This is a genomic window from Corynebacterium oculi (assembly GCF_001412105.1).
Taxonomy (GTDB): Bacteria; Actinomycetota; Actinomycetes; order Mycobacteriales; family Mycobacteriaceae; genus Corynebacterium; species Corynebacterium oculi.
In genome coordinates, this window is sequence record NZ_LKST01000004.1 from 284,720 (window position 1) to 307,640 (window position 22,921).

The following is a 22,921-nucleotide window of genomic DNA, read 5'->3' on the forward strand; positions in this document are numbered from 1 at the left end:
AAACGGCGGTTGAACCGGAAAAAACCAATGATGGGTTACCGAAAGTTCAAATACGCCTTGGACGGGGTGGGCCCGCGCTGCCCCTGATACTTAGAACCCAGGCTGGACGCACCATAGGGAACCTCCGCCGGAGAGGACATGGCAAAGAGCGCGAGCTGGCCCACCTTCATCCCCGGATAGAGAACGATGGGCAGGTTGGCCACGTTGGAAAGTTCCAGGGTGATGTGCCCGGAAAAGCCCGGATCAATAAAACCCGCAGTGGAGTGCGTGAGCAGACCCAACCGCCCCAGGGAGGACTTACCCTCCAGGCGGCCCGCCAGGTGCGTGGGTAGCGTGAACTTTTCCAGGGTGGCACCCAACACGAACTCGCCGGGGTGGAGCACAAAGCCCTCGTCCACCTCCACGCAACTGGTCAGATCCTCCATCTCCAGCTTGGGATCAATGTGGGTGTACTTGGAATTGTTGAACACGCGGAAGAACTTATCCAGGCGCACATCCACGCTGGAGGGTTGCACCAGGGCAGAATCATAGGGCTCAATGCCCAGGTCACCCTCGTCGATGGCACGGCGGATGTCACGATCAGATAGCAGCACGATCCCGAGTGTACCGCGAAGCCACCAGCGCGTTTCTCCGGGATCGCCGCAATGGTGTAGAGTATTGTGCAGCGCTTTCGGTTGCGCGGCGGAGGTCGCAGAACACGGAAAAAGCCGCGCCGATGTAATTCAATGGTAGAATGTCAGCTTCCCAAGCTGAATACGCGGGTTCGATTCCCGTCATCGGCTCCAGTCAAGGACTCACGCGGGGCGTGAGTCCTTTTGTTTACCGCTATCACCACGCTTGTGGGCTAACACCTTAAGGGAGCCCCGGCAAGCACTCTCTCGGGGCATTGACCTTCCCGGGGCCTATCGGGGTTCAGGTCCTTTTAACCCCTCGCCTTGAAGCCACAATTTGGGAAGGCCCGCATCAAACCAGCCAACGGAGGCATGCCCCACTACCCCGGGATCAATTCGAGGCAAACGTGGAACTCATGCGATTTGTGCGCAACCGCGCTTCCCATCAAGAACCACTCATCGGCTCCACCGAGTCCCCTCAGCAAGAGATGAGAAGATTATGCGGCTACCTCACCTCGCTTGATACCCTTACCCGCAGCATTGACCCCGCCGCCGCGGACTGGATCGGTTCACATTCACGCACTTTGACCATCCTTGCCCAGCAGCCAAACATGCCGTGGACTATAAGTCCCTCACACCACCTCGCGCACGCGCCGCTGCCCCGCCGCCCAGGCCCGGGTGCCCGGCAACAGTAGGAACACCAGCAATCCCACCAGATAGGGCACGTAGATTAGCCCGGCAAAGGAGAAGCCCAGCGGCATGATCCACACCCACGCGGAAAGTAGCAGGAAAACCACCGTGGCGGCCACCGCCGCCGCGTGGGCCACCGGGTTTGATCCGCGCAGCACCACGGCCGCTACCACCAGGCCATGCAGGCAGTACAGGGCGGCGGAGAAGGCCACGATCGCCAGGGAGGCCACCACCCCGGCCGTCATCACCTGGGCCCCCACGCCCATGCCATATACCTGGTTGAGGGCGTCCATGCTGTGTAGTTCCCGCTGCGCGGCCAGGTACAGGAATACCATCGCCAGCAGGGAGATCAGCGCCCCACCCAGGGCCAGGAAGGTGGCTCCGCTGACCGTCGCCGGGGCCTCCTTAAAGGCCCCCATGAGGGTGTTCGGCGGCGCACCCACGGGCTCGTAGCGGTACTGCACGCGGCGCATGGGCGCGCTTGTGCCCGCGAGTTCACGCAGGGCGGTGATCGTGATGGGCTCTCCGTGGGCGTCGTCTAGGCGGGCGTCGTAAAGCCCTCTCTTGGCATTATCGCCGAGGATCGCGCGGGCGGTAGCGGCCTCGTCGTACTCGGGGTCGTTCTTCGCCCCACCGCGCTCCAGGTAGGCGGAAAGCCGGGAATCGAGTTCGGCGGCGATGTCCTCGCTGCTGCTTTCCCGGCTCAGCCCCAGAGACTCATAGAGGTTGTAGTGCTCGCTCATGGGGCAAATCCTAACAGTGCCGCTGCGGCTCCCGGGGCCAGCGCCCTAGCTGCACTTGACGATGGGCTGCGGATCATACACCGTGGTGGTTTCCTCCCGGCTGATCTCTGCCCCGGAGAGATCCTTGATGATGCGGGTATCCGAGGTGGTAAAGCCCGGCGTGCCTCCCGAGGGGGAGCACTTATCCCCGGAGAGGTTCAGCGTCTGCGGGGAGGTCTGCGCCCAGCGCCCGCCGTTGACGGATTCCACGTCCACGGTCTTGACCCCCATGAGCCTCACGGTGACATCGCCGCCGCCCACGGAGGTGTCGATGCGCACGGGGTGATCGGAGTCGTTGCGGAATTGGAGGTCAATCGCCCCCTCGTACACGGTGGCCTCGCGCCCAGCGGGGTAGCGGGAGATGTAATAGCTGTGCGGGGTGTGGGCCACGTCCGTCATTCCGGCGAAATACGCGGCGTTGTACAGGGTGGTGGCAAACTGAGAGATACCGCCGCCCACGGCCTCGTCGGCGTGGCCGTTGAGGATGATGCCGCTTTCCACGTAGCCCTGAGCCTTGCCCCTGGGGCCGGTGTAACCGTTGAGGGAGAAGGTCTCCCCCGGGGGAATGAGCGCACCGTTGACGGCCTGCGCCACCAGCGCGATGTTCTTGCCGGAGGCCTCGGAGTAGCCTCCCGTGCTGAACTCGCCCACCACGTCATCAAAGGTAGCCGCCTCCGCCTGCTCGGTGGTGAAGGTGGCGGGTTCGTCGATGTAGACCACGTCAAACTGGCGCGGCTGGGTGCCCACGATCCGCTCGCGCAACTGGTGCGCGCTCTTTTCCCAGTCAATAGTCACGCCGTCCACGTGCGGGGTCACCCGCTTGGAGCCTCCACTAAAGGAGATCTGCGCGTTGGCGCGCTGGCGCTCCGTCCCGGCCAACCCCTGAGCCAGCATGGCCCGGGCGGCGTCGAGATCAACGTCCGTGCGCAGCACGCCCTGGTCGGGGGAGAAGGTCACCACCTCGCCCATGCGCTCCACGGGAATCACGCCCTTGACTCCATCGCGGCCCTGAGCCACCACGGGTGCGGAGACGGCGCGGGCAGCGTCGCCCTCCGCGGCGGCACGGACGGCGTCGTCCCGAATATCCGGCTCCACCACGGCCGCCGCCACCTCAATGCCCTTGGGGTTGAGCCATTCGGCGGTCACGCGCTGGCGCAACTCCTCCCGGTCAATGCTCTGGCCGTTGATCGCGGGCTCGGCCGCCACCTTGCCCGCCTCGATGCGCACCGCGCCGTTGCGCGGCTCGCGGGAAAGATCGGTGCGCACGCGCTCCAGGGCGGAGGTAAAAGCGGAATCCTCCGCCCGGCTCACGATGTCCACCTCGTAAGAATCGAAGAAGCCCCGCACGCGGGTCACGGGGTTGAGCGACTGCGCCCCGGCGGCCTCCACGGTGGCAGCCCAGTCCGGGGCCACGCCAGAATCCGCCGGAATGAACTGCGTGTGCAACTCCCCCGCGCGCACCGCCACTGGCCGCGCGGATACCCCACCCAGTTCCGCGTCGAGCTTCTCGGCAGCGTCCTGCTTGGACATTCCGCCGATCTGCACGCCCCCCACGGCCGCACCCCGAGGGACGGTACCCCTGGTCATCAACACGTCCGCCGCATAGGCCAGGATCGCCAAGGCCACCACCCCCACAATCACCCAGAGAGTAATCTTCAGGCCACGCCGGCTACCACGCTGGTCAGTAGACTCATTCACGGTGTTTAGCGTAACCACCCGGCCACGGAAAAGCATATTTCCACTGCGGTGCTCCCGGGCGGCTCAACTCCCGCCAAGATCAGGATTGGGGCACGCCCGCCGAGGCCCGCAGGCGATCCTCCGGCAACCTCCCCTCCGCCACGGCCGCCGCCGCCTTATCTATAGCCTCCTCGACCGCCTCGCCGGAGGACCACAAAGCACGATCCGCACCGGCCACGATGGCCGCCACCACGGCGTCGGAGGTAGACATACGATCCGTAATGGCCTTCATCCCGGAAAGATCATCGGTATAAATGGTGCCCCCAAAGGGGGTGCCGTGGGGGTACGCGCCGCTGCGCAACAACCCGTACACGGCCGGATCAATGCTCGACGGGGTATCCCCCGTGCTCAGACCGGGAACCACCAAATGGCCCACCATCACCCCGGCCCCCTCGGACTGGGCCAACGCCGGGCCATAGGCGCTCAGGTCAAGCTCTCCCAGCCGCTCAATCGGAGGGGTCACCGCCGCACCCTTGTGGGTATCGCCGCTGGCCGCGCCGTGCCCCGGAAAGTGCTTGAACACCGGCTTCACCCCCGCGGCGTGCAGCCCCCGGGCAAAGGCCGCCGCATACTCGGCGGCGCGCTGCGGCTCCGTGGCAAAGGAACGATCCCCGATCACCTCCAGACCCGCGCTATCCACGTCCAGCACCGGGGCAAAATCAATGGTGATTCCGTGCTCGTGCAGGCTCTGCCCCAGGCAGTGCGCCAGGTCCTCCGTCTCCTGGGGGCTGAGGGTATTGGCCATCTCACGCGGGGAGGGGAAATCCCCCAGCACCGAGGAATGGCGCTGCACGCGGCCGCCTTCAAAATCAATCGACACGCTGAAATCTCGCCCCACCGCCTCGCGCAGCGCCGCGATATTTCGGCCCGGCTCCGTCAGCATCGCCGGATCGGCCCAACTAGTGATGAAGATGCCACCCACGCCCTGCCGCAACTTGGCCAGCGCGTCATCATAATCCGTCACCCCCACCACCATCAGCGAAGCCGCCAGCCTGCGGCGCTCCTCCGGCGCCATGCTTATCGACGCCGCCTCGCCGCCCTCGCTCGGCGGGGCAGGGGTGGTTGTGGTGGGTACCTGGGCCGCCGAGAAAGGCGCACTCGGCTCCGACGAGGGCACAGGAGTTTCCTCCGCGCTCACGCACCCCACCAGCATGGCCGCGCTCAATGCCACGGCCACCGAGCCATTCCTGAATAAACGCATTCTTCTCCTCAACGTGTTCGCCCACCCACGTTATCGGATACCCGCGCGGGGCCATGAGGCGACTCCAAAGGTTCATGGAGGCCGCCAGGAAGCGGGGTATGGACAAAAACGCTCGCTCTCAGTCTGTCTGCTCCTCAGCATCCGATTCGGGGTCATACTCCCAGGGTTGAGGCCATTCCCCGTGACTTTTCCTCGCCGCTGTGTGACGCATGTTACTCTCCCCTATCACCAAGCCCCATGGACGTATGTTTCCTTACCTCTGTGTGACAGGAGGGGCTACCGTCAGTCACCAACCGCACCACATACATCCTTTTCTCCCCACCATGTGACACAGGTGAAAAGCACCCCCACCTGCTAGGCTGTGTCCTCATGGCACAACCATCCGATTCTCTTCCCCGGCGCACCCTGGGTCCCGCCGTGGCCAGCGTGGTCGTGGGGGTTGCCCTGGGGATCATCACCATTCTTGGTATCTCCTCGTTGAGCCAGCAGAACGCGGTTCCCGCCGGTGGCGCGCCCAGCGCGGAGGATTCTCTCCTCGGCGGCCCGGAGTATGGCTCTCGCACCTAGCCTGAGCCAGGCCCGCACCCTCCGCACACCCCGGGCCTGGAGCCACCCCTGGGGCTGGTGCGTCATGGCCCTGGTGGTGTTCCTTCAGCCGTGGGGCCAGGTGGCGGCCGATACTAAGCACGATCTCACGGCGAACCCGTGGGGATTTTTGCGCGGTGCGCTGCACGCCTACACGGACGTTTTTCTCCTGGGTCAGCTACAGAATCAGGCCTATGGTTATCTTTTCCCCCAGGGGTTGTTCTTTGCGCTCGCGGAGCCGTTGCCGGATTGGTTGGCGCAACGCCTGTGGTGGTTGATCGTCCTGGGCGTGGGGTTCTCCGGCGCCCTGGTACTGGTGCGCCGGTTGGGTCTGGGTACCCCGCTGAGCAGGTGGGGTGCCGCGCTGCTTTTTGCATTGAGCCCCCGCGCGTTGAGCACGCTCACGGCCATTTCCTCGGAGACCTGGCCGGTCATGCTGGCGCCCTGGGTGGCGGCGGCCTTTGTTGGCGTGTTGGATCGTCGCGCGGTGGCGGCGGGGGTGATCCCGGTGGCGGCGATGGGCGCGGTCAATGCCACCGCCACGGCGGCGGCCTGCGTTCCGGCGGGGGTGATTCTGCTGTGGCGCTGCCTGCGCCGCGAGCCGCGCGCGGGCCGGGTCTTGGCGTGGTGGTTGGTGGGCTGCGCCCTGGTGAGCCTGTGGTGGATTGTTCCCCTGGTGGTGTTGGGACGGTATGCCCCGCCGTTTACGGAGTTCATCGAGTCCGCGTTTGTCACTACCCGGTGGCTCAACCCGGCGGAGATCCTGCGCGGCACCACCAGCTGGGCGCCCTTTGCCAGTTCGGAGCGCACGGCGGGGCATCTCTTGGTCACTGAGCCGGTCTTTGTGCTGAGTACCCTGGCGGTGGCGGCCCTGGGGCTCATCGGGTTGCGCCGCACCCCGCACCGGGGGTTGTGGCTGGGGATGTTGCTGTGCGGGGTGGCCATCATGGGCGCGGGCTGGCAGGTGGCCGCGCCCCTGTCTGGGCAGTACCAGGGGCTTCTCGACGGCGTTGGTGCCGCCCTGCGTAACCTCCACAAGTTCGATCCCCTGGTGCGGTTGCCGCTGGTGGTGGGCCTCGCCGCACTGGGCCCCCTGCTCACCCGCCGACGCGGCGCGCTGATCCTCGTGGCCCTGGTGGCGTCGATAAGCATGGCCCCGGCGTGGAGCGCTCGCCTGCTGCCGCAGGGAACGTTCGCGGAGGTGCCGCAGGAGTGGCGCGAGGCCACGGAGTTTGTGAACACCCACGCTGCGCAGACGCGCACGCTGATCCTCCCGGAAACCTCCTTTGCCCGGCAGGAATGGGGGTGGACGCGCGACGAGCCCGCGCAACCGCTGCTCACCGTGCCCTGGGCGGTGCGCGACGCGATTCCCCTGGTTAACCCGGAGGCGATTCGCGGGCTCGACGGGCTGATCGCGGTGCTTCACGATGACCCCCTGGCCGCGCGCGCCGCCCTGCACCGCATGGGGATCGGGGCGCTGCTGGTGCGCCACGACCTCGACCCCGGCACGAGGGGTGCGGACATCACCGTGCCGGAAGACCTGGGCGAGATACACCGTTTCGGAGAGATCGAGGTGGTGCTGCTTCCCGAGCAACCAGACATGCGCGTGGTAGAGGGCACACCCGTGCGGGTGGCCGGGGGCGGGGAATCGCTGGCTCTGCTGGACGCGCTGGGCACCGCCGCCGCTTACGAGCTGGTTCCCGATCACGCGCAGGTGGTCACCGATACCCCCATGCTGGTGGCCCGCAACTACGGCACCCTCCACGGGGCGCAGTCCGCCCCCCTCGCCAACCCGGAGGAGGGTGCGGACGTGCACAATCGGCTACTCGATTATCCCAGCGCCGGGCCGCTGACCTCCGTGGCCGAGCGCGGCGGGCGGGTGCGAGCCTCCTCCTCGGCTGCCGACGCCTCCAACTTCGGCGGCGCGGATCCGGCGCGCTCGCTCACCGCCGCCGTGGACGGCAATAAGGAAACTGCCTGGTACCCGGCACCCGGCCCGGCGCGCGGCCAATGGCTAGAGGTCACCCCGCAACGCCCCGTCTCGGAGGCCACCATCACCACCACCGAGGACGCGGTGCTCACCGTGAACTCCCAAGAAATAGAGGCCCCCGCGGGCAGGCCCGTAACTCTGCGCTGGGATACCCCAGTGGAGCACCTGCGCCTCACCTTGGAAACCCCCACCGGGATCGCGGAGGTAGAAACACCCGAGCAGCCGGTGGAGCGGGTGGTCACCGTGCCCGATACCTCCCCGAACGTGGAGCAATTCGTGTTCCAGCGGCTCATGGTGGACACCGGCGTGCTGATCCGCGAGTTCACCGCGCCCCGGGACATGCGCGTGCGCCTCGAGGCTCCCACCCAGCGGCCCGTGCTTATCGACGGCACCGAGTACGCCCCCGGCGAGGTCGTGACCCTCACGGCGGGCACGCACCGGCTGCGCACCCAGGATGTGTGGGTGCGGCTCAGCGCCGGGGACGTATCCTCTCCCACCAGCCGGGACGTGCACGGGGCGGTGGAGGCCTCGGGGCAGGGCAGGCTGCTGGTAACCAACCGCGCCGCCAACCCCGGCCTGCGCGCCAGCGTGGGCGGCGTGAGCCTGACCCCCCACACGGTGGAGGCCGGGGTGCAGGCCTTTGTGCTGCCCGCCGGGGTGGGGGGCGCGATCGAGATGGGTTTTGCCGGGGAGCGCCCCTACCGCTGGGGGTTAGCCGGGGGGCTGATACTCGCAGCCCTCACCGTGCTGGGCGTGGCCCTCGTGCTGGCGCGCGGCGGCGGGCCCACAGCGATGACCTGGCGGGGGGATTCTCGCGGCACGTGGCTGTGGCTGCCCTGCGCGGCGGTGTCCTTCCTGGTGGGAGGGGCGGCGGGCCTGGGCGCGGTGGCGGCCTCCTGGCTGGTGCTGCGATGGAGCACCTGGCGGGCGGGGTGGTTGATCGCCGCCACCATGAGCATCGCCGGTGCGTGGCTGGCGCGCGCGCCCTGGCCAACCCCCGGCTATGCGGGCGATTCCCTCTTTCTAGGGCTGTGCGTGCTCGCGGCGCTGGGCGTGGCGTGCGCCCCACCGGCCCGTGATCGCCCGGCGCGCGGGCTTTTCCACCAGCTCATAACTCGCCGCCGCCACCGCCGTGCTGAGAACCAGCACCGCTAGGGCCACCACCGCGATGTGGGCGGGATTTCCGCTAAAGAGCGGAACACCCAACAGCGGAAACACCACGGCGAGCACCGCCACGTGCCAGAGGAACACCGAATAAGACCATCGCCCCAGCGTGCGGGCGGTGGGACGAGCCAGCAGATCGCGGGGGCTGGGGGCCAGGGCGTAGGGCCACACCACCACGAGGGCGAAGGCCGCCCCAGCGAGGATTCTCAGGCTAAATTGGGCGGGGCTGGGGTGGACGAGGCCCAGCGGGCCAAACCACTCCTGGCCCGCCGCCCAAGCGATCGCCAGGGCCAGGGCCCACCACAGCCACCGCTGGGAAAGCAGCCTAAGGACGCCGCGCGAGCGCCGCGTGCGGCGCACCAAGGGCATCAGCGGCTCGGCCTCCGCCGCGAGAAGCCCCACGGCAAACCAACTGGCATAGGCGGGGGGCCAGATCTGCATGTTGGGCCAGCCGTTATCCGGGGTGGCCGCCACCACCGGCAGCCACGCCCACCCCAGGCTGGCGGCCGCCCCCGCTGCGATGAGGGTGACCCGCGCGCGGCGAGAGGAAAGACTACCCACGGTGAGGGCCAGCAGGGGTAAAAGCAGGTAAAAGGCCACCTCAATGCACAGCGACCACATGTGCGTGAGGCCCCCCACCAGACCCTGTGGGAGGTAAATCTGGGTGAGGGTGAACTGGGCTACCGCCACGCCGGGCCGGGTGCCAAAGGCCTCGGGGAGGAAAAGCAACACCGCCAGCACGCAGACCACATACGCCGGAATGATGCGGGCGCAGCGGTGGAGATAGTAGGCCCCAAAGTGGTGATCCGCGCGGTGCCGCCGCCACAGCACGAAGGCGGAGAGGGCAAAAAATACCGCCACGAAGAAGTCGAAGCGCGCCGCGATCGCGCCCGGCACGGTGGCGGGATCGAGGCCCGTTTGAAAAGCCACGTGGGTGAGCACCACGCCATAGGCCGCCACGGCGCGCAGCCCCTCCAGGGAAGGAATGAAGCCGGTTGCGTAGGATGAATGCGATACCCGCCGGGCAGTGTCTTCCCTGGCTTTCGGCGGCGTCGTCACCGCTCCCACCCTAGTGGAAGGATCATCGTGACTGGTACCCGCAGGTGGTTGATCGCCCTGGTGGTCGCCGCCGCCCTGCTCACCCTCAGCGGTGACGTGATCCCGCGCTCCGTCCTTGGTTCCATGAAGAAACTCGACGTCAACGCCGCCGAGTCCGTGCGCACCAGCCCCACCACCGCCCATGCCCTCGACGTGCGCGCCTGGCAGCACCGAGGCCCCCATGATTGCGCGGAACTGCGCTGCTACCAGACCACCGCTGAGGTGGAGGAGAACACGGAGATCGGCGTGCTTCCCGCAGAGAATAAGAAGGAGGCGCTGATCCAGGCGCGCACCACCCTGGGGCAGGCCCGGTGGGAGGACTCCGTGCGGGTGACCCGCCATTCCTCCTTTCCGGTGCTGGAACCGAACGGCTCCCTCAAGATGGAGGGCACGCTGGCCGGAGTACTCACCGGCGGGGAGGCCGGGGAGTTGAGCCGCGAGGGGCTGCACTACCGTTTTCCCGCCACCACGGAGCAGAAATCCTACCCCTATTTCGACCCGTGGAGCCTGCGCTCCACGCCCATCGATTACGTGGACAAAACGCAGCATTTCTTCCTCTTCCACCAGGACGTGGCCCCGGTTCCCCTCGGCCCGGACTCCCCCACCCTGCTGCACGCGGAACCCCTCTCCGGCCCGGCCGCCTCCTTTTACTCCGCGGAGGAGCTGGCCACCCTGGGGCTGCGCGGCACGGAGCCCACCACGCTGACGCCCTTCTATGCCGCCAGCCGCACGCTCACGGTGGAGCCGGCCTCCGGGACGATCGTGAACAAGCGCGAGCATCGGGTGGTGGTGCTGGCCGCCAGCGAGGAGGAGGCCCGGCAGGCCGCCGCCGAGGAGCCGGCGGGGCGGGTGCTCTACCGCGCGGATACCTCCTGGGACGAGGCCACCATCGCCACCCACACCGACTCTGCCAATCGGGTGGTGGACACACAGCAGCGCATGGCGGTGGTGGCCTGGGTGTCCAAGGCCCTGCGCTTCCTGGTGATCCTGCCCGCCATCGCGCTCATAGTTCGCGCCCGCCGGGCTCGCCGTGCCCGCTAACCGGACGGCCCCGGGGGCGTGGGCGAGCACGGCGCTGCTGAGCGCCTGGGGCACGCTGCTGGTGGGGCTGGTGGTCCTTCCCTTCCTGGGCCCTGGCGTCCCCGCGCTGCGGGACATGATCGTGCTCGATCGCCCCGCGCTGAGCCCCTCCGCCCTGGGTTGGGGCGATCTCCCGGCGCGCGGGGCTCCGCAGGAAGGACTGCTGGCCCTCATCGGCACCATCATGCCCGCGTCCTGGGCCCTGCGGGTGGGGATCGTGGGGGCGTCGATAAGCGGGGCGTGGGGCAGCTACCTGCTGGCGCGGCACCAGGGGGCGGGGCCGTGGGGCTGCGCGGTGGCTCTCGCGGTGGGGGTAGCCAATCCGGCGGTGCTAGAGCGGCTGCTTCAGGGGCAGTGGTCGCTGGTGATCTGCGCCTGGCTGCTGCCGCTGATCGCCTGGGCAGGCCTAAGCCGCCGCCCCCGCGCGCAGTGGCTGGCGATGTGGGGGGCCTCGCTGAGCCCCACCGGCGGGATCCTCGCCCTGCTCACCGGGGTAATCACCGCGCAAAGGAATCGCTGGGCCACCGCGCTCATCGGGGTGTTACTGTGCGCACCGTGGTGGGTTCCCGGCCTGCTCGCGGGGGTGGAAACCACCTCCTCTACCCGCGCGGTGGCGGCCTTTGCCCCCCGCGCGGAGGCCTTTGCGGGCACCCCCGGGACGCTGCTGGGCTTGGGCGGGATCTGGAACGCCTCGGCGGTACCCGGCGCGCGCGAGGCCGGGGTGGCGCTCGCCGGGGTAGCACTGTTCTTCCTGCTGTGTACCGGGTGGCGGCGCTGCCCGCGCGGCCTGCTCTTCCTCGGCGGCCTGGGCCTAGGGGTGGCGCTGGCGGCCTGGGCGCTGCCCTCAGTGATGGGCATGGCCATCGGGGAGATCCCCGGCGGCGGGCTACTGCGAGACGCCCACAAGTTCGTGCTGCTCGCGGTGCCCGGCTATATCGCCCTGGCGGCCACGCTGCGCCCCGGCCCCGGTTGCTGGGCCTTCGCGCTCTGCGCGGTGCAGCTTATCGACGCCCCCTTAGCGCTCACCGCGCTGCGCCCGCTCCCTCCGGAGGCCCTGCCCGTGCCCCCCGCTGCCATGCGCGCGGTGCAACAAGAGGCGGCCGGGAGCGAGGTGCTGGTGGTGGGGGAGCACTCCGGCACGCTGGTGAGCGTGAACGGCACCCCCCTGGTCAATCCCTGGTGGAAGGCCCTGGCCGCCGTGGAACCGGGAAGCCTCAGTGTGGACGGCGTGGAGGTTGATCCCCCCTCCCCGCGCTGGGTGGCCGCCACCTCGGCCTGGCGGGCCGGAGACCTCCCCGAGTTAGAGCGCCTGGGGGTGGGCCTGGTGGTGGACGGGGGCACCGGGAGGATTCTCGCGGAAACCTCCGCCCCCGCGCCGTCTCGTGCCCGTGGCCTGGGGCTCCTGGCACTCTGGCTGGGCGTGGTGCCCGTAGCCGTGGCGGTTAGCCGGTTGCTTTCTGCTCACCGGCAGCCACCTCGCTCAGCAGCCGCTCGAAGCGCACCCCGGCCTCCCACCAGGAAAAGGCCGTAGCCTTCCGCCTGGCGGCCTCCCCCATGCGGCGGCGCGCGGGAGCATCGTCGAGCAAACCCCGCACCGCCGCGGTGAGTTCCGCCGGGGTATCCACCAACATTCCGGTGCGGGAGTGATCGATGGAATCCTGCAATCCACCCGCGCTGCGATACCCCACGGTGGGTACCCCATGCTGCGCGGCCTCCATCACCGCCAACCCCCACCCTTCCTTGCGCGAGGGCATGAGATGCAGGGCCGCGCGGGCCAACTGCGCGTGCTTATAGTCCTCGGAGACCTGGCCGTGGAATACCACCGCCTCCCCCAAGGCCCGTTCCTCCGCGTACTGCCGCAGCTGAGCGTTCCACCAGCCGCTGCCCAGCACGTCCAGGATCACCCCGTGGCTGCGATGCAGGGCGGCGGCCACGTCCATAGCGTGTTCGATCTGCTTGTGCGGCACCAAGCGCGACAGGGTGACCAGGTGGGGGCGGCCGTCCTCATCGAGGCGCGGTAAATGCGCGGGCACGGGATCCACGCCGTTGCGGATCAGGTGGATATCCCCCGCCGTGACCCCCAGGGCAATCAGTTCCTCGCGGCTGGGGTGCGAAACCGTGACGTACTGGCTCCCCCGATACACCCTGGGGGCTGCCACCGACTCCAGCCACCAGCCCACACGCGCGATCACCGGCCCCGCCACCGGCCACTGCTCCCGGTGGCAATGATGCGTGAGCAAGACGGTGGGCCTGCCGGACACCGCGCCGGCGAAAAACGGAATGCCGTTTTGGGTATCCACCACCACGTCCACCTTGCGCAAAAGACCCCATCCGAGCCTGCCCGCGAGCATGGCCAGCCACGCGCGCGGGTACACCGTGTACTTGCCCCCGGCTCGGGAAAAACGCACGCCGTCGCGGGTGCTGCGCGAGGGGGCGTCCGTGTACGCGGCCGTGCGGAAAATGACGTCATGGCCGCGCTCGGCGAGATACGCGGCCACGTGTTCGAGGTAGCGCTCCGAGCCTCCCCCCTGGGGGTGATCCGTATCGCGCCAGCACAGCAGGAGAATCTTCATAGACCGCTCAAGCCTATACGAGGGGCAAAAACCGTGACGACCAGTTAAAGATTAGCGATCATAAATCTCGCTCCGGTGCCCCAGCACAACAGCAACAATCACACAGTGACCACTTTCTAGAGCAGCAATCACCCGGTAGTCCCCAACCCGATACCTCCACAACCCCGATAGTGGCCCCGTTAGCGCCTTGGCTCGCACGCGAGGATCATCCAACTCTGCGACATCGCTGAGATAATTGACGATATTCTTAGCAGTCGGTTTATCCAAGCGTTTTAACTGTTTGACCGCCTTATCCGAATATTTAATCGTCCAGGCCAAGCTGCTTCTTCACTTCGCTATGGCTGTGCGTTGCCATCCGGCCTTCCTTAATATCCTCCCAGTCGGCCGCTACCTCATACTGCCACAGCAATCGATCAATACTTTCCTCCACCGCCCGACGCAGATAAAACGACTTTGAACGACCCGTGCGCTCCGCAAGCATCTCTAGCTTCTGTGCTGTCTCGGGAGACAGACGCACCGACGTCGCCATCGGAGCAGTCATGGAACACCTCCGTACCTCATGACTACATGTAGTCACTCATTAACGATCCCCACACTACTCCAGCGCACGGAACATCAGCCACCCGATAAGCCCCTGCTACCCTTTCTCCCCGTGCCCGCCCTCCGCTTTCCCCGCACGTCCCCCGCCCGCGCGTTCCTCCCCCACACCCGCCGCCGCGCCACCCTGCGCCGCTCGCTGAGCCTGCTGGGCAGTTTCCGCTTCGAGCAGAGCGATCCCGCCCGGTTCTATGGAAACCTCGCCCGCGATACCGCCGAGCTCATGGAAAGCCTCCGCGCGGATGCCGCTTTTCCTACCGAAGGGGGCGTCGGTAGTCCCTCGGGCGCCCTGCGCGGCACCGCCGTCCTCGATGTGGGGGGTGGGCCGGGGTATTTTGCCGATGAGTTCGAGCGGCGCGGCGCGCGTTATATCAGCGTGGAGCCGGACGTGGGGGAGATGGCGGCCGCCGGGATTGAGGTGGCGGCCTCCGTGCGGGGTTCCGGCATGGATCTTCCCTTCCGCACCGGGGCCTTTGACCTGGTGTATTCCTCTAACGTGGCCGAGCACGTTCCCGATCCCTGGCGTATGGGAGAGGAGATGCTGCGGGTTACCGCTCCCGGTGGCCTCGTGGCGCTGAGCTATACGGTGTGGCTGGGCCCCTTTGGCGGGCACGAGACCGGCCTGTGGCAGCACTACGTGGGTGGGGCTTATGCGCGGGATCGCTATACCCGCGTGCATGGTCACCCGCCCAAGAACGTGTTCGGTACCTCCCTTTTTAATGTTTCCTGCGCCGCCGGTCTGCGCTGGGCGCGGGAGGTAGCGGGGCTCGGGGAGGCGGAGGTGGTGGGCTGTTTCCCCCGCTATCACCCCGGCTGGGCGTGGTGGCTCACGCGGGTGCCCGGGCTGCGCGAGTTCGGCGTGAGCAACCTGGTGATCGTGCTGCGTCGGGTATAATGCGCAAGCATGTCTTTGCGTTATTCCCTCGCCACCGCCTCCGCGCTGATCCTCGCCGGGGCCGCCACCGCCGGTGCGGCCGAGTCCACCCCGCTCACCGGCACCGAATGGGGCTACTCTTACGGAGCGTTCTTCACCCTGCACGATGACGGCACCATCGGCGGCAACGATGGCTGCAACCCCTTCGGCGGCAACGCCACCATCGACGGCGATACCCTCACCGTGGACGGCCTCTTCTCCACCATGCGGTTCTGCGGCGAGGGCTACGATCTCACCGATATTCTCCACGGCGAGCACACCGTGCGCGTGGAGAGCGATACCCTCACGCTTACCGACGCCCAGGGCACCGCGTGGAGCTTTAGCGCAAGGAAGTAGAGTTTCTCTTTCTGCCGCATGACAATTGTCATGCGGTTTTGGTGATTTTTAGCCCTACTGGGCAAACCGAACGGGCAGCAGCATAGGGGGGTATGACCCGCACCATCATTGACGTTCAGGGGCTTAGGCGCGTGTACGCCGGTTCCACAACTAAGAAACCTTATACCGCCGTCACAGACTCTACCTTTCAGGTACGGCAGGGCGAGATATTCGGGCTGCTAGGTACCAATGGCGCCGGAAAGACCTCCATCTTGGAGGTGGTGGAGGGGCTTGCCCCGCCCTCCGCCGGAACCGTGCGCATCGACGGGCTCGATCCGCATCGGGATCGCTCCCGCCTGCGCCCCAAGATGGGGATCATGCTGCAATCGGGAGGCCTGCCTCCACAGCTCACCGTGCGCGAGACCCTCACGATGTGGGCCGGCACGCTGTCCCACCCGCTGCCGGTGGAGGAGGTGGCGGCGGCCGTGGAACTGACGCACCGCATGGATGTGAAGGTCAGTGCCCTTTCCGGGGGAGAGCAGCGCCGCCTGGATCTCGGCTGCGCGCTCGCGGGCAATCCCAGCGTGGTCTTTCTCGATGAACCCACCACCGGGCTTGATCCAGAAAGCCGCGCACACACGTGGCGGCTCCTATCCGACATGAAAAAGCGTGGGGTGACCATGATCCTGACCACGCACTACTTGGAGGAAGCCGAGCATCTGTGCGACCGGATAGCGATCATGCACCAATCGCGCATCGTCCGCGAGGGCACCGTGCACGATCTCGTGGCACAGGAGGATTCCCGCCTGCGCTTCTCCTCCCCACAACCGGCACCGAATATTTTCTCCGGCTCCTGTACCCGCGATGGTACCGCCCACACCGTGCTGACGCGCCACCTGCTCGCCGATACCCAGGCCGCGCTGGATTGGGCGCGGCGTGAGGGGACAACCCTGAGCGATTTCAGCGCGCAACCCGCCTCCCTGGAAACGGTTTTTCTCTCCACCGCGCAGTCCGCCCCTTCCCTTTCCCTCACCGCACAAGGAGCACCCAAATGAGCACCCCCTTCTCCCGGATTATGAGCCTGGGCCGCGCAGAGTTCCGGCAGCTTCTGCGCAACCGCACCCTGATGGGCATGATGCTCCTCCCTCTAGCCCCGGTGCTCATGCTCTATAAAACCAACGCGGACGATCCCTCCGCCGGCGCGGCCGCGTCCACCGATCTCCTTATTCAGTTTGTTCTGCTCTTTGGTGTGTACTATCCCGTGCTCTCCATCACCGCCGCTCGGCGGGATGAAAAGGTGCTCAAGCGCCTGCGGGTGGGTGAGTTAACCGATCCCGATATTCTCGTCTCCCTCTCCGCGCCTGCGATTCTTTCTTCCCTGACCGTCATCGCGCTCGGCGCGGCGGGCCTTCTCCTGCTGGGTTCTCCCCTGCCGGATCACCCCGGGCCCGTGGTGGTGGCCGTTGTCCTCGGTATCCCCCTGGTCTGGGGCATGGCGCTTCTCACCAGCATCGTCACTCCCACTGCGGAGGCGGCCCAAATGACTTCCATGCCCGTGATGATTCTCATCATGTTGTCCGCCGGGTTCACCCGCGTTCTGTTCCCGGAAACCCTATCCGAGGCCATCGGCTATACTCCCTTTGCCGCTGGTTCGGATCTGCTCCACCTTGGTTGGGGCGAATCCATTATGCAATCGGAGGGGTTTCTCCGCCCCGTGCTTGTTCTTTCCGCATGGACGCTGCTGTGTTGTTGGGCCGCCGTGCGGTACATGAAGTGGGAAAACGATAGGTAACTGATGGTGCGCTTACCCGTGAGGACATGGCGATCCCTCCCCGCCTCCGGCAAGTTCGCGTCCTTCATGCGCCTGTCCTGCCTGGTGTACCCCCTCCTTCCCCTATCTCTCGTGGCGCTGTGGGAGCATGAGGGAGCCTCCTGGCTTCCGATTTTCCTCTGGACTGGGCTGTGCACCCTGCTCTCGGCGGCCTTCTTTCTCCGGTCGCCCCAGCTCGCCGCCGATAACACCCGCTACCATCGCACGATCTTCACCGTGGGGTTCGCCCTAACGCTCTGTAGCTTGCTCGCGGCCGTCGTGGGAAGCCTTTTTGTCTCGCCCCTCGACGCCACGGCGGTTATCCTCGCCTTCGCCATCATATTGGCATACGGCTACCTGCCCTTCCTCAAGCGCCCGTGGATATACACCGGCCTGCTGGCGCTGTTGGAGGCCCTCCCCTGGCTTGTGGGTCCCGCACCGGCAATACACGATGCGCCCCTGGTGCCCATCGGTCTCTATTCCACGTTCCTATTCTTTGGTTGCGGCACCACGCTCAGCATCATATGGTCCATCCGGCTCATGGAGGAGGCCGAGCACGCCGCCGAGTTGCAGCGCCATCTGATCCTTGCCGAGGAGCGACTGCGCTTCTCTCAGGAAATACACGATACCCTGGGGCAACGCCTTGCCGCCATCAGCATAAAAGCGGAGTTAGCGCAGGCCCTGGCCCGCGCGAACGATCCTCGCCTCCGCGCAGAGATTACCGAGATTCAGCAGATCACCCGCACCGCAGCCTCCGAGGTGCGCAGCGTCATACACGGGCACAGCGATATTGATATGGACACGGAGATCCACGCCGCCCGCGCCCTGCTCCACACCGCCGGGATACCGCTACACACCACGGGAAATACCAGCGATATTCCCGCCGCGCACCGGGAACTATCCGCCTGGTTTGTCCGGGAAGCCACCACCAATATCCTCAAACACTCGCGCGCCACAGCAGCCTCCTTATCGTTGCAATCCACCGGCATCACCATGCGCAACGACGGAGCGGCCCATAGCGAACCACCCCGTTTCAGCGGACTGGAGAAGCTGCGTCGGCGCGCCGCCATGAAGAATGGGGCATTACTGCACACGCATAGCCACAAGGGAGAGTTCCAGGTGAAACTCTCTTTCAACCCGGAGGAACAATGATTCAGGTAGCGGTCATCGACGATGAATCCCTCGTGGCGAGTTCGCTTGCCACGCTCCTAAGCCTCGAAGAAGATATTGAGGTTCTCACCGTCACCGATTCCGGGAAGAAATACCTGGAATGGTGGACAAAGCAGCACACCCTCGGCAAGCCCCTGCCCGAGGTCAGCGTGCTCGATCAGAACATGAGCGGACTGAGCGGAATAGAAACCGCCCAAGCGCTGCACGCCTTATCTCCGCGCGCCGCGGCCCTCATCGTGACCAGCCACGCCCACCCCCAAAACCTGTACCAGGCCATGCGCCACGGAATCCAGGGCTACCTACCCAAAACCGCCACCGCCCACCAGTTTGCCCAGGCGATCCGAGCGATTCACGCGGGTGAGCGCTACATCGACCCCGAGCTCGCCGCATGGGCCATGACTATCGACGCCTCCCCGCTCACCCCGCGCGAGGCGGAGGTGCTACGGGCAGCGGGCTTGGGCGGCAGCATCAACGAGATTGCCGCCAGCCTCCATCTAGCCCCCGGCACCACGCGGAATTACCTGAGTTCCGCGATGAGCAAAACCGGGGCCGGTAACAGGTTTAAGGCCTACCTTCTGGCTAAGGAGCAGGGGTGGCTGTGATTAATCCGTGAGGCGATACCAGGTGCGGCGATCCCCCTGACGGCCAATCATGTGTACCACGTTTTCCCGCACAAGGGCCGTCATGGCATAACGTACCTGCGCCGAGGACAGTCCTGTCTCACGAGCAATCTCGGCGACGCTTAACTGCCCACTACTTTCCAGAGAACGCACAATGCTGGGCGCATTAACGCTTATAGCCCTTAGCTGCTCCTCTCCATACTTCACGGTGGGCGCAAACTCCGCTTTTGCCAAAGTTTCTGTCACGGCAGCGCGGCGGAGCACCACGCGGAAAACCGTGCCATTATCAAAGAGTTTTGGTTCCCCTAGGCCCCATTCTTCCATCGCCTCAAAGACCTCCCTCATACCACCCCCTTCTCCCTCGATAACCGGAAGATTCTCCCCTGTTCGCAGGCGCTTAGCCATCTCATACAAGCGCTGATTCACCGCGGCCTTTGCCAGTTCTGGCCCGTGCAACTGCCCCTGAGATACTCCCCGCAGCCCTCCCGGACTTTCCACTATAAATCCGTAAGGGGTTATCCGCATCTCCACCCGTTTCCCTATCCCCAGGGTGTCTGGACCCATATCCCTATGGATTAAGGCATTAGCCACAATCTCCCTGATGGCACTTAGCGGAAACTCTGGACGGTGAATTAATGACCATCATCGCGATACACCTGCACCGTTGAGATGTTATTTTCCACCCATTGCATGATCTCTTCTAGCATCACAGAAACCGGACCATCAAAGTGATGAAGATTCCTGCTTCTTTCACCACTTTCCCGTGGCATACGCACGGCTGCTGTCACCACCAGCGCAGGCAAGGAACCCTGCGGAACTCACCTAGTGCGTAGAGACCCGCTATTGTGGGAACTCCCTCACCATTAATCACGCTGGTCACCCTGAGTAATTGCCCTTCCTCCATATTTGCCAACCTGCGGCTAGATGAACGAGCCATCTGGATGTAACTTTTCACCAAATCTTTATCCAAGTGACTCACGGAGGCCCCTGGGGCCGGGGCGGCATCGTACACCTGCCTCTCTGTCTGATTCAGCGCAGCCACATTAAGCATATGAATATCATTGGGGTTCATCTCGTAGTCCCCATCGCCCTGCCGCAAGTAAGGCACACCATGCGTGCGCGCGGGCTTTTGTGTCGGGGCAAGCGCTTGAATTTCTGCCACCACGAGCGCGACCCCGTCTACGTCTACGGGATACGCCTCGATCTGTGGCGTCGGTTGTACCAAAGCACGCGCTTGGTCAACCAATCCCTGGACAAGCGCACCCGGCTCCGCTACTCCCACCAGCGCAAAGTTCCGTGCCTCATCAATCCCCAGAATCACCACGCCGCCCTGGGGCATATTGGCAAAGGCTCAGATCGTCTCCGCTAATCCGGGAAGGCCTCCGGCGGCACGCTTGACCTCCACCAGGGAGGTGTCATTTCCATAACGACGCATGTCCTCAACCGCAGCGAGGATATCTTGTTCAGTCCACCGCACACTCGCAGACTACAAGCCACACTCATAAAAGTGCGCATCAGATTATCAGTGTGGTGTGTATCTGGTGTGTATGTGGAACCCCAAAGTTCACCCAGTTTTTACCCCTGCGCCACCTCCCGTCCACCTGCCCGTCACCGCCTCGTCGCCCGCTCATCCTATGCTGCGCACCATGTTGTCCCACCATGCCCGCCCCCTCGGCGTTCTCCTCGCCACCGCCTCCTTCACCGTCGCTGCTGTTACCGCCTGCCCCGCCACCCCGGCGCGCGCCCAGGCGCCTGCGGCGTCGTCCCCGCAAGCCCAGCAGGCCCCACAACCCGCCGCGCACCGCTTCCCCAGCGAGTACCTCGGCACCACCGATCTGTCCCACCTTGCTGTCCCGGGCGTCGATAAGCAGGGCAAGCAGCAGCCTCCCTTTGGCGGGATCTCCGGCCTGGAGCGCCTGACCGACACCGACGGCCCAGACAACAGCGCGGAGTACCTTGCCCTCTCCGATGACTCTGCGGAAAACGGCCCCTCCCGCGCGTACCGCCTTTCCATTCCCACCGATCCTCATGGCGCGGAGCCCACCATCGCCGGAACCGTCATCCTCCGCGATTCTGACGGCCAGCCCTACGCCCCGCGGGCGGTGGACCCGGAATCGGTGCGGATCTTGCCAAACGGCACGGTGGCGTGGACGTCGGAGGGCTGGGCAAAGGACAGCAATTTCCGCTCGCCTGCGGTCATCGTCAGCGAGGCGTCCGGGCGGGAGCTCTCGCGGCTCAAGGTGCCCGCGTATCATGCGCCGAACCCGGAGGGCACGGTGGGGGTTCGTCACAATAAGGCGAACGAGGGGCTTGCCGTGGTCTCTGAGGACGTGGTGATGACGGCCAACGAGGGCGCGCTGGCGCAGGACGGGCCGATGAACACCGAGGAGCAGGGTATGCGGGTGCGGCTCACCCAGTATTCCGTGAGCACCGGCGAGCCGGTGGCGGAGTATGCCTTGGAGGTGGGAGCGCTGTACCCCGGCGCGAAGGATCGCGGCATCTCCGAGATCATCGCGGGCGATGACGGCAGTTTTTATGTGATCGAGCGTGGTTACGTGGCCGGGGAGGGCAATCGCGGCGAGATTTATCGGCTGACCCTCGACGGCGCCACGGACGTGCTGGGCACTCCGGCGCTGACCGGGGCGGAGGTGCCGGTGCGTAAGGAGCTGGTGTTTGATTTCTCCGAATTGCCCGATCACCCGGATAACATCGAGGCCCTGGCTTGGGCGCCGAGGCTAAGCGACGGCCGCGCGCAACTCCTGGTGATGTCCGATGACAACTTCAGCGATAAGCAGCGCACCCTCCTGCACCGAATCGCGCTGGGATAGCACGTGATAATACAGTGAGGCACAACACAGAGAATTAAAGGTTAGGCTCCCCTTCCCTTGGATTATTCTGGGAACATGAGACCTTTCCCCCTTACCGCCACGGCCCTCGCCGCCGCCCTGCTCATCAGCCCCACGGCGGCGCAGGCCGCCACCCCCACGATCCCCGACGATCTGCCGATTTTCCCGCAAGTACAGGAAAATCCCAGCGTGTCCGTCACCCTGGAGGACGGCACCCCAATTACCCCCGACACCACCGTGCGGCGCGGCGACGTCCTCCTCGTCCACGGCAGTGGCTTCTCCCCGCAGGCCAATCGCGGCGGCTTCCCCTTCCCCGTACCGCCCGGCACCCCCAACGGGCTTTTTGTCCTCTACGGCGCCTTCCCGGAGCACTGGAAGCCCAGCGAAGGCGCGGATAGCACCGCCCGCACCCACCCTCACGATCGCATGGCCTGGGTCATGCCGGAGGGCACGCTGGAATCCATCCCCAGCGGGGTGGTGGAGATGCGCCGCTCCATCGCCCGCCAGGCCCAGCCGATGAACCAGGACGGCTCCTTTACCGCCCGCCTGGTGGTAGACCCGTCGGAGACCACCCCGGGCGACCGCTGGGGAGTCTACGTTTATCCCGGGGCGGGCTCCCACAACGCCGCCGAGGAGTTCTATATCCCCCTTCGTTACTCCCCCGAGCCCGGCCCGAACACCCCGCCCGCCCCCACCCAGGATTTGCTTATCGACGCCCCAGCCGCCTTCCGCTTCGCCGGCCTCACCGGCGGGGCCGTCAAAGCCAAGAACGGTGCCACCGTGCTCGACGGCGAGCGGGTGGCATTTAGCCGCGACGCCGCAGCGGAGTCCCCGGAGGACAACGGGGTGCGCAAGTACCGGGGCACCGTGGTGACCACCGCCAAGTTCACCCTGGCGGAGATGGCCCTGGCCGATCCCTGGCTCACCCCGTTGCCGGGCGGCGGTTACGCCGTGTCCGCGCTGGTCTCCCGCTCCTACAACGTGGGCCCGGATGAGATGGTGCGGGTGCCGGTGGGCGTGGTGGGAGCGGAGCAGGTGAGGGGATAACGCGGCTTCATTATGGTGAAGAAAACATAACCAACCCCAAGGAAGGTCATGATGCCACCGCGCCTGGCAAG

22 protein-coding genes, 1 tRNA gene and 1 pseudogene are annotated in these 22,921 nt (G+C 65.9%); 13 read left to right on the plus strand and 11 right to left on the minus strand.

Features of this window, described 5'->3' with window-relative positions; genetic code table 11:
- Positions 1–35 precede the first annotated feature (35 nt).
- A complete protein-coding gene (gene dcd, locus Cocul_RS10990) occupies positions 36–593 on the minus strand; it encodes a dCTP deaminase (RefSeq protein WP_055123331.1) in 558 nt (185 codons plus the stop codon).
- 118 nt (positions 594–711) lie between these two features.
- On the opposite strand from dcd, the gene Cocul_RS10995 reads away from it, so the two are divergent.
- Positions 712–785 (plus strand) — tRNA-Gly (locus Cocul_RS10995).
- Positions 786–1,243: 458 nt separating this feature from the next.
- On the opposite strand, the gene Cocul_RS11000 is transcribed toward Cocul_RS10995, so the two are convergent.
- The 3 genes from Cocul_RS11000 to Cocul_RS11010 are packed head-to-tail and all read right to left on the minus strand — an operon-like array spanning position 1,244 to position 5,021.
- Complete coding sequence (locus Cocul_RS11000) at positions 1,244–2,044, minus strand: hypothetical protein (protein WP_055123332.1); 801 nt, start codon at positions 2,042–2,044, stop codon at positions 1,244–1,246.
- Positions 2,045–2,089: 45 nt separating this feature from the next.
- Positions 2,090–3,817, minus strand: a complete 1,728-nt coding sequence (locus tag Cocul_RS11005) for a VanW family protein (RefSeq protein WP_082422303.1) — start codon at positions 3,815–3,817, stop codon at positions 2,090–2,092.
- Between the two features lie 43 nt (positions 3,818–3,860).
- Positions 3,861–5,021 carry a glycoside hydrolase family 3 N-terminal domain-containing protein gene (locus tag Cocul_RS11010; RefSeq protein ID WP_055123333.1) on the minus strand — a complete coding sequence of 387 codons (1,161 nt, stop codon included), beginning with the start codon at positions 5,019–5,021 and terminating at the stop codon, positions 3,861–3,863.
- Between the two features lie 369 nt (positions 5,022–5,390).
- Between Cocul_RS11010 and Cocul_RS11015 the strand changes: the two genes are divergently transcribed.
- Positions 5,391–5,588, plus strand: a complete 198-nt coding sequence (locus tag Cocul_RS11015; RefSeq protein ID WP_055123334.1) for a DUF2613 domain-containing protein — start codon at positions 5,391–5,393, stop codon at positions 5,586–5,588.
- On the plus strand, positions 5,572–8,751 hold the full coding sequence (locus tag Cocul_RS13180; protein WP_055123335.1) for an alpha-(1->3)-arabinofuranosyltransferase domain-containing protein: 3,180 nt from the start codon (positions 5,572–5,574) through the stop codon (positions 8,749–8,751). The genes Cocul_RS11015 and Cocul_RS13180 overlap by 17 nt, the downstream gene beginning before the upstream one ends.
- 30 nt (positions 8,752–8,781) lie before the next feature.
- Here Cocul_RS13180 and Cocul_RS12050 read toward each other — a convergent pair.
- Positions 8,782–9,828, minus strand: a pseudogene (locus Cocul_RS12050) (acyltransferase family protein); the annotation flags it as partial.
- Positions 9,829–9,846: 18 nt separating this feature from the next.
- Between Cocul_RS12050 and Cocul_RS11030 the strand changes: the two are divergent.
- Positions 9,847–10,899 carry a porin PorA family protein gene (locus tag Cocul_RS11030; protein WP_160318517.1) on the plus strand — a complete coding sequence of 351 codons (1,053 nt, stop codon included), beginning with the start codon at positions 9,847–9,849 and terminating at the stop codon, positions 10,897–10,899.
- Positions 10,889–12,469 (plus strand): MmpA family trehalose lipid delivery protein, encoded by a 1,581-nt coding sequence (locus Cocul_RS11035; protein WP_055123338.1) that lies wholly within the window; start codon positions 10,889–10,891, stop codon positions 12,467–12,469. The genes Cocul_RS11030 and Cocul_RS11035 overlap by 11 nt, the downstream gene beginning before the upstream one ends.
- Here the strand turns inward: Cocul_RS11035 and Cocul_RS11040 are convergent.
- The 3 genes from Cocul_RS11040 to relB are packed head-to-tail and all read right to left on the minus strand — an operon-like array spanning position 12,381 to position 14,052.
- Positions 12,381–13,511 (minus strand): glycosyltransferase family 4 protein, encoded by a 1,131-nt coding sequence (locus Cocul_RS11040; RefSeq protein WP_055123339.1) that lies wholly within the window; start codon positions 13,509–13,511, stop codon positions 12,381–12,383. The genes Cocul_RS11035 and Cocul_RS11040 overlap by 89 nt on opposite strands.
- Positions 13,512–13,562: 51 nt before the next feature.
- A complete protein-coding gene (locus tag Cocul_RS12055; RefSeq protein WP_082422306.1) occupies positions 13,563–13,829 on the minus strand; it encodes a type II toxin-antitoxin system RelE family toxin in 267 nt (88 codons plus the stop codon).
- The gene (gene relB, locus Cocul_RS11045; RefSeq protein ID WP_169786410.1) at positions 13,813–14,052 is read right to left on the minus strand and encodes a type II toxin-antitoxin system RelB family antitoxin; all 240 of its coding nucleotides are present in this window, start codon (positions 14,050–14,052) and stop codon (positions 13,813–13,815) included. The genes Cocul_RS12055 and relB overlap by 17 nt, the downstream gene beginning before the upstream one ends.
- 111 nt (positions 14,053–14,163) lie before the next feature.
- On the opposite strand from relB, the gene Cocul_RS11050 reads away from it, so the two are divergent.
- The 6 genes from Cocul_RS11050 to Cocul_RS11075 all read left to right on the plus strand — a co-directional run bounded on the left by Cocul_RS11050 (position 14,164) and on the right by Cocul_RS11075 (position 18,939).
- Positions 14,164–15,003, plus strand: coding sequence for a class I SAM-dependent methyltransferase (locus Cocul_RS11050; protein ID WP_055123340.1), 840 nt, complete (start codon positions 14,164–14,166; stop codon positions 15,001–15,003).
- Between the two features lie 9 nt (positions 15,004–15,012).
- Positions 15,013–15,378: an META domain-containing protein gene (locus tag Cocul_RS11055; protein WP_055123341.1), complete on the plus strand. Its 366-nt coding sequence runs from the start codon at positions 15,013–15,015 to the stop codon at positions 15,376–15,378.
- A gap of 92 nt (positions 15,379–15,470) precedes the next feature.
- Positions 15,471–16,412, plus strand: coding sequence for an ABC transporter ATP-binding protein (locus Cocul_RS11060; protein ID WP_055123342.1), 942 nt, complete (start codon positions 15,471–15,473; stop codon positions 16,410–16,412).
- Entirely contained in the window at positions 16,409–17,149 is a 741-nt protein-coding gene (locus Cocul_RS11065) for an ABC transporter permease (RefSeq protein ID WP_055123343.1), read from the plus strand. The genes Cocul_RS11060 and Cocul_RS11065 overlap by 4 nt, the downstream gene beginning before the upstream one ends.
- Before the next feature lie 3 nt (positions 17,150–17,152).
- Positions 17,153–18,319, plus strand: coding sequence for a histidine kinase (locus Cocul_RS11070; RefSeq protein ID WP_055123344.1), 1,167 nt, complete (start codon positions 17,153–17,155; stop codon positions 18,317–18,319).
- A complete protein-coding gene (locus tag Cocul_RS11075; RefSeq protein ID WP_055123345.1) occupies positions 18,316–18,939 on the plus strand; it encodes a response regulator transcription factor in 624 nt (207 codons plus the stop codon). The genes Cocul_RS11070 and Cocul_RS11075 overlap by 4 nt, the downstream gene beginning before the upstream one ends.
- Here the strand turns inward: Cocul_RS11075 and Cocul_RS12060 are convergent, their stop codons facing one another.
- The 3 genes from Cocul_RS12060 to Cocul_RS13055 all read right to left on the minus strand — a co-directional run bounded on the left by Cocul_RS12060 (position 18,940) and on the right by Cocul_RS13055 (position 20,434).
- Positions 18,940–19,521 carry an ATP-binding protein gene (locus Cocul_RS12060; protein ID WP_055123346.1) on the minus strand — a complete coding sequence of 194 codons (582 nt, stop codon included), beginning with the start codon at positions 19,519–19,521 and terminating at the stop codon, positions 18,940–18,942.
- A gap of 220 nt (positions 19,522–19,741) precedes the next feature.
- A complete protein-coding gene (locus Cocul_RS12065) occupies positions 19,742–20,296 on the minus strand; it encodes an AlbA family DNA-binding domain-containing protein (protein WP_055123347.1) in 555 nt (184 codons plus the stop codon).
- Positions 20,297–20,308: 12 nt separating this feature from the next.
- The gene (locus Cocul_RS13055; RefSeq protein WP_281176094.1) at positions 20,309–20,434 is read right to left on the minus strand and encodes a hypothetical protein; all 126 of its coding nucleotides are present in this window, start codon (positions 20,432–20,434) and stop codon (positions 20,309–20,311) included.
- Positions 20,435–20,603: 169 nt separating this feature from the next.
- On the opposite strand from Cocul_RS13055, the gene Cocul_RS11090 reads away from it, so the two are divergent.
- Both Cocul_RS11090 and Cocul_RS11095 read left to right on the plus strand, forming a co-directional pair.
- Positions 20,604–21,785 (plus strand): esterase-like activity of phytase family protein, encoded by a 1,182-nt coding sequence (locus Cocul_RS11090; protein ID WP_055123348.1) that lies wholly within the window; start codon positions 20,604–20,606, stop codon positions 21,783–21,785.
- A gap of 75 nt (positions 21,786–21,860) precedes the next feature.
- Positions 21,861–22,850, plus strand: coding sequence for a hypothetical protein (locus Cocul_RS11095; protein WP_055123349.1), 990 nt, complete (start codon positions 21,861–21,863; stop codon positions 22,848–22,850).
- Positions 22,851–22,921 lie beyond the last annotated feature (71 nt).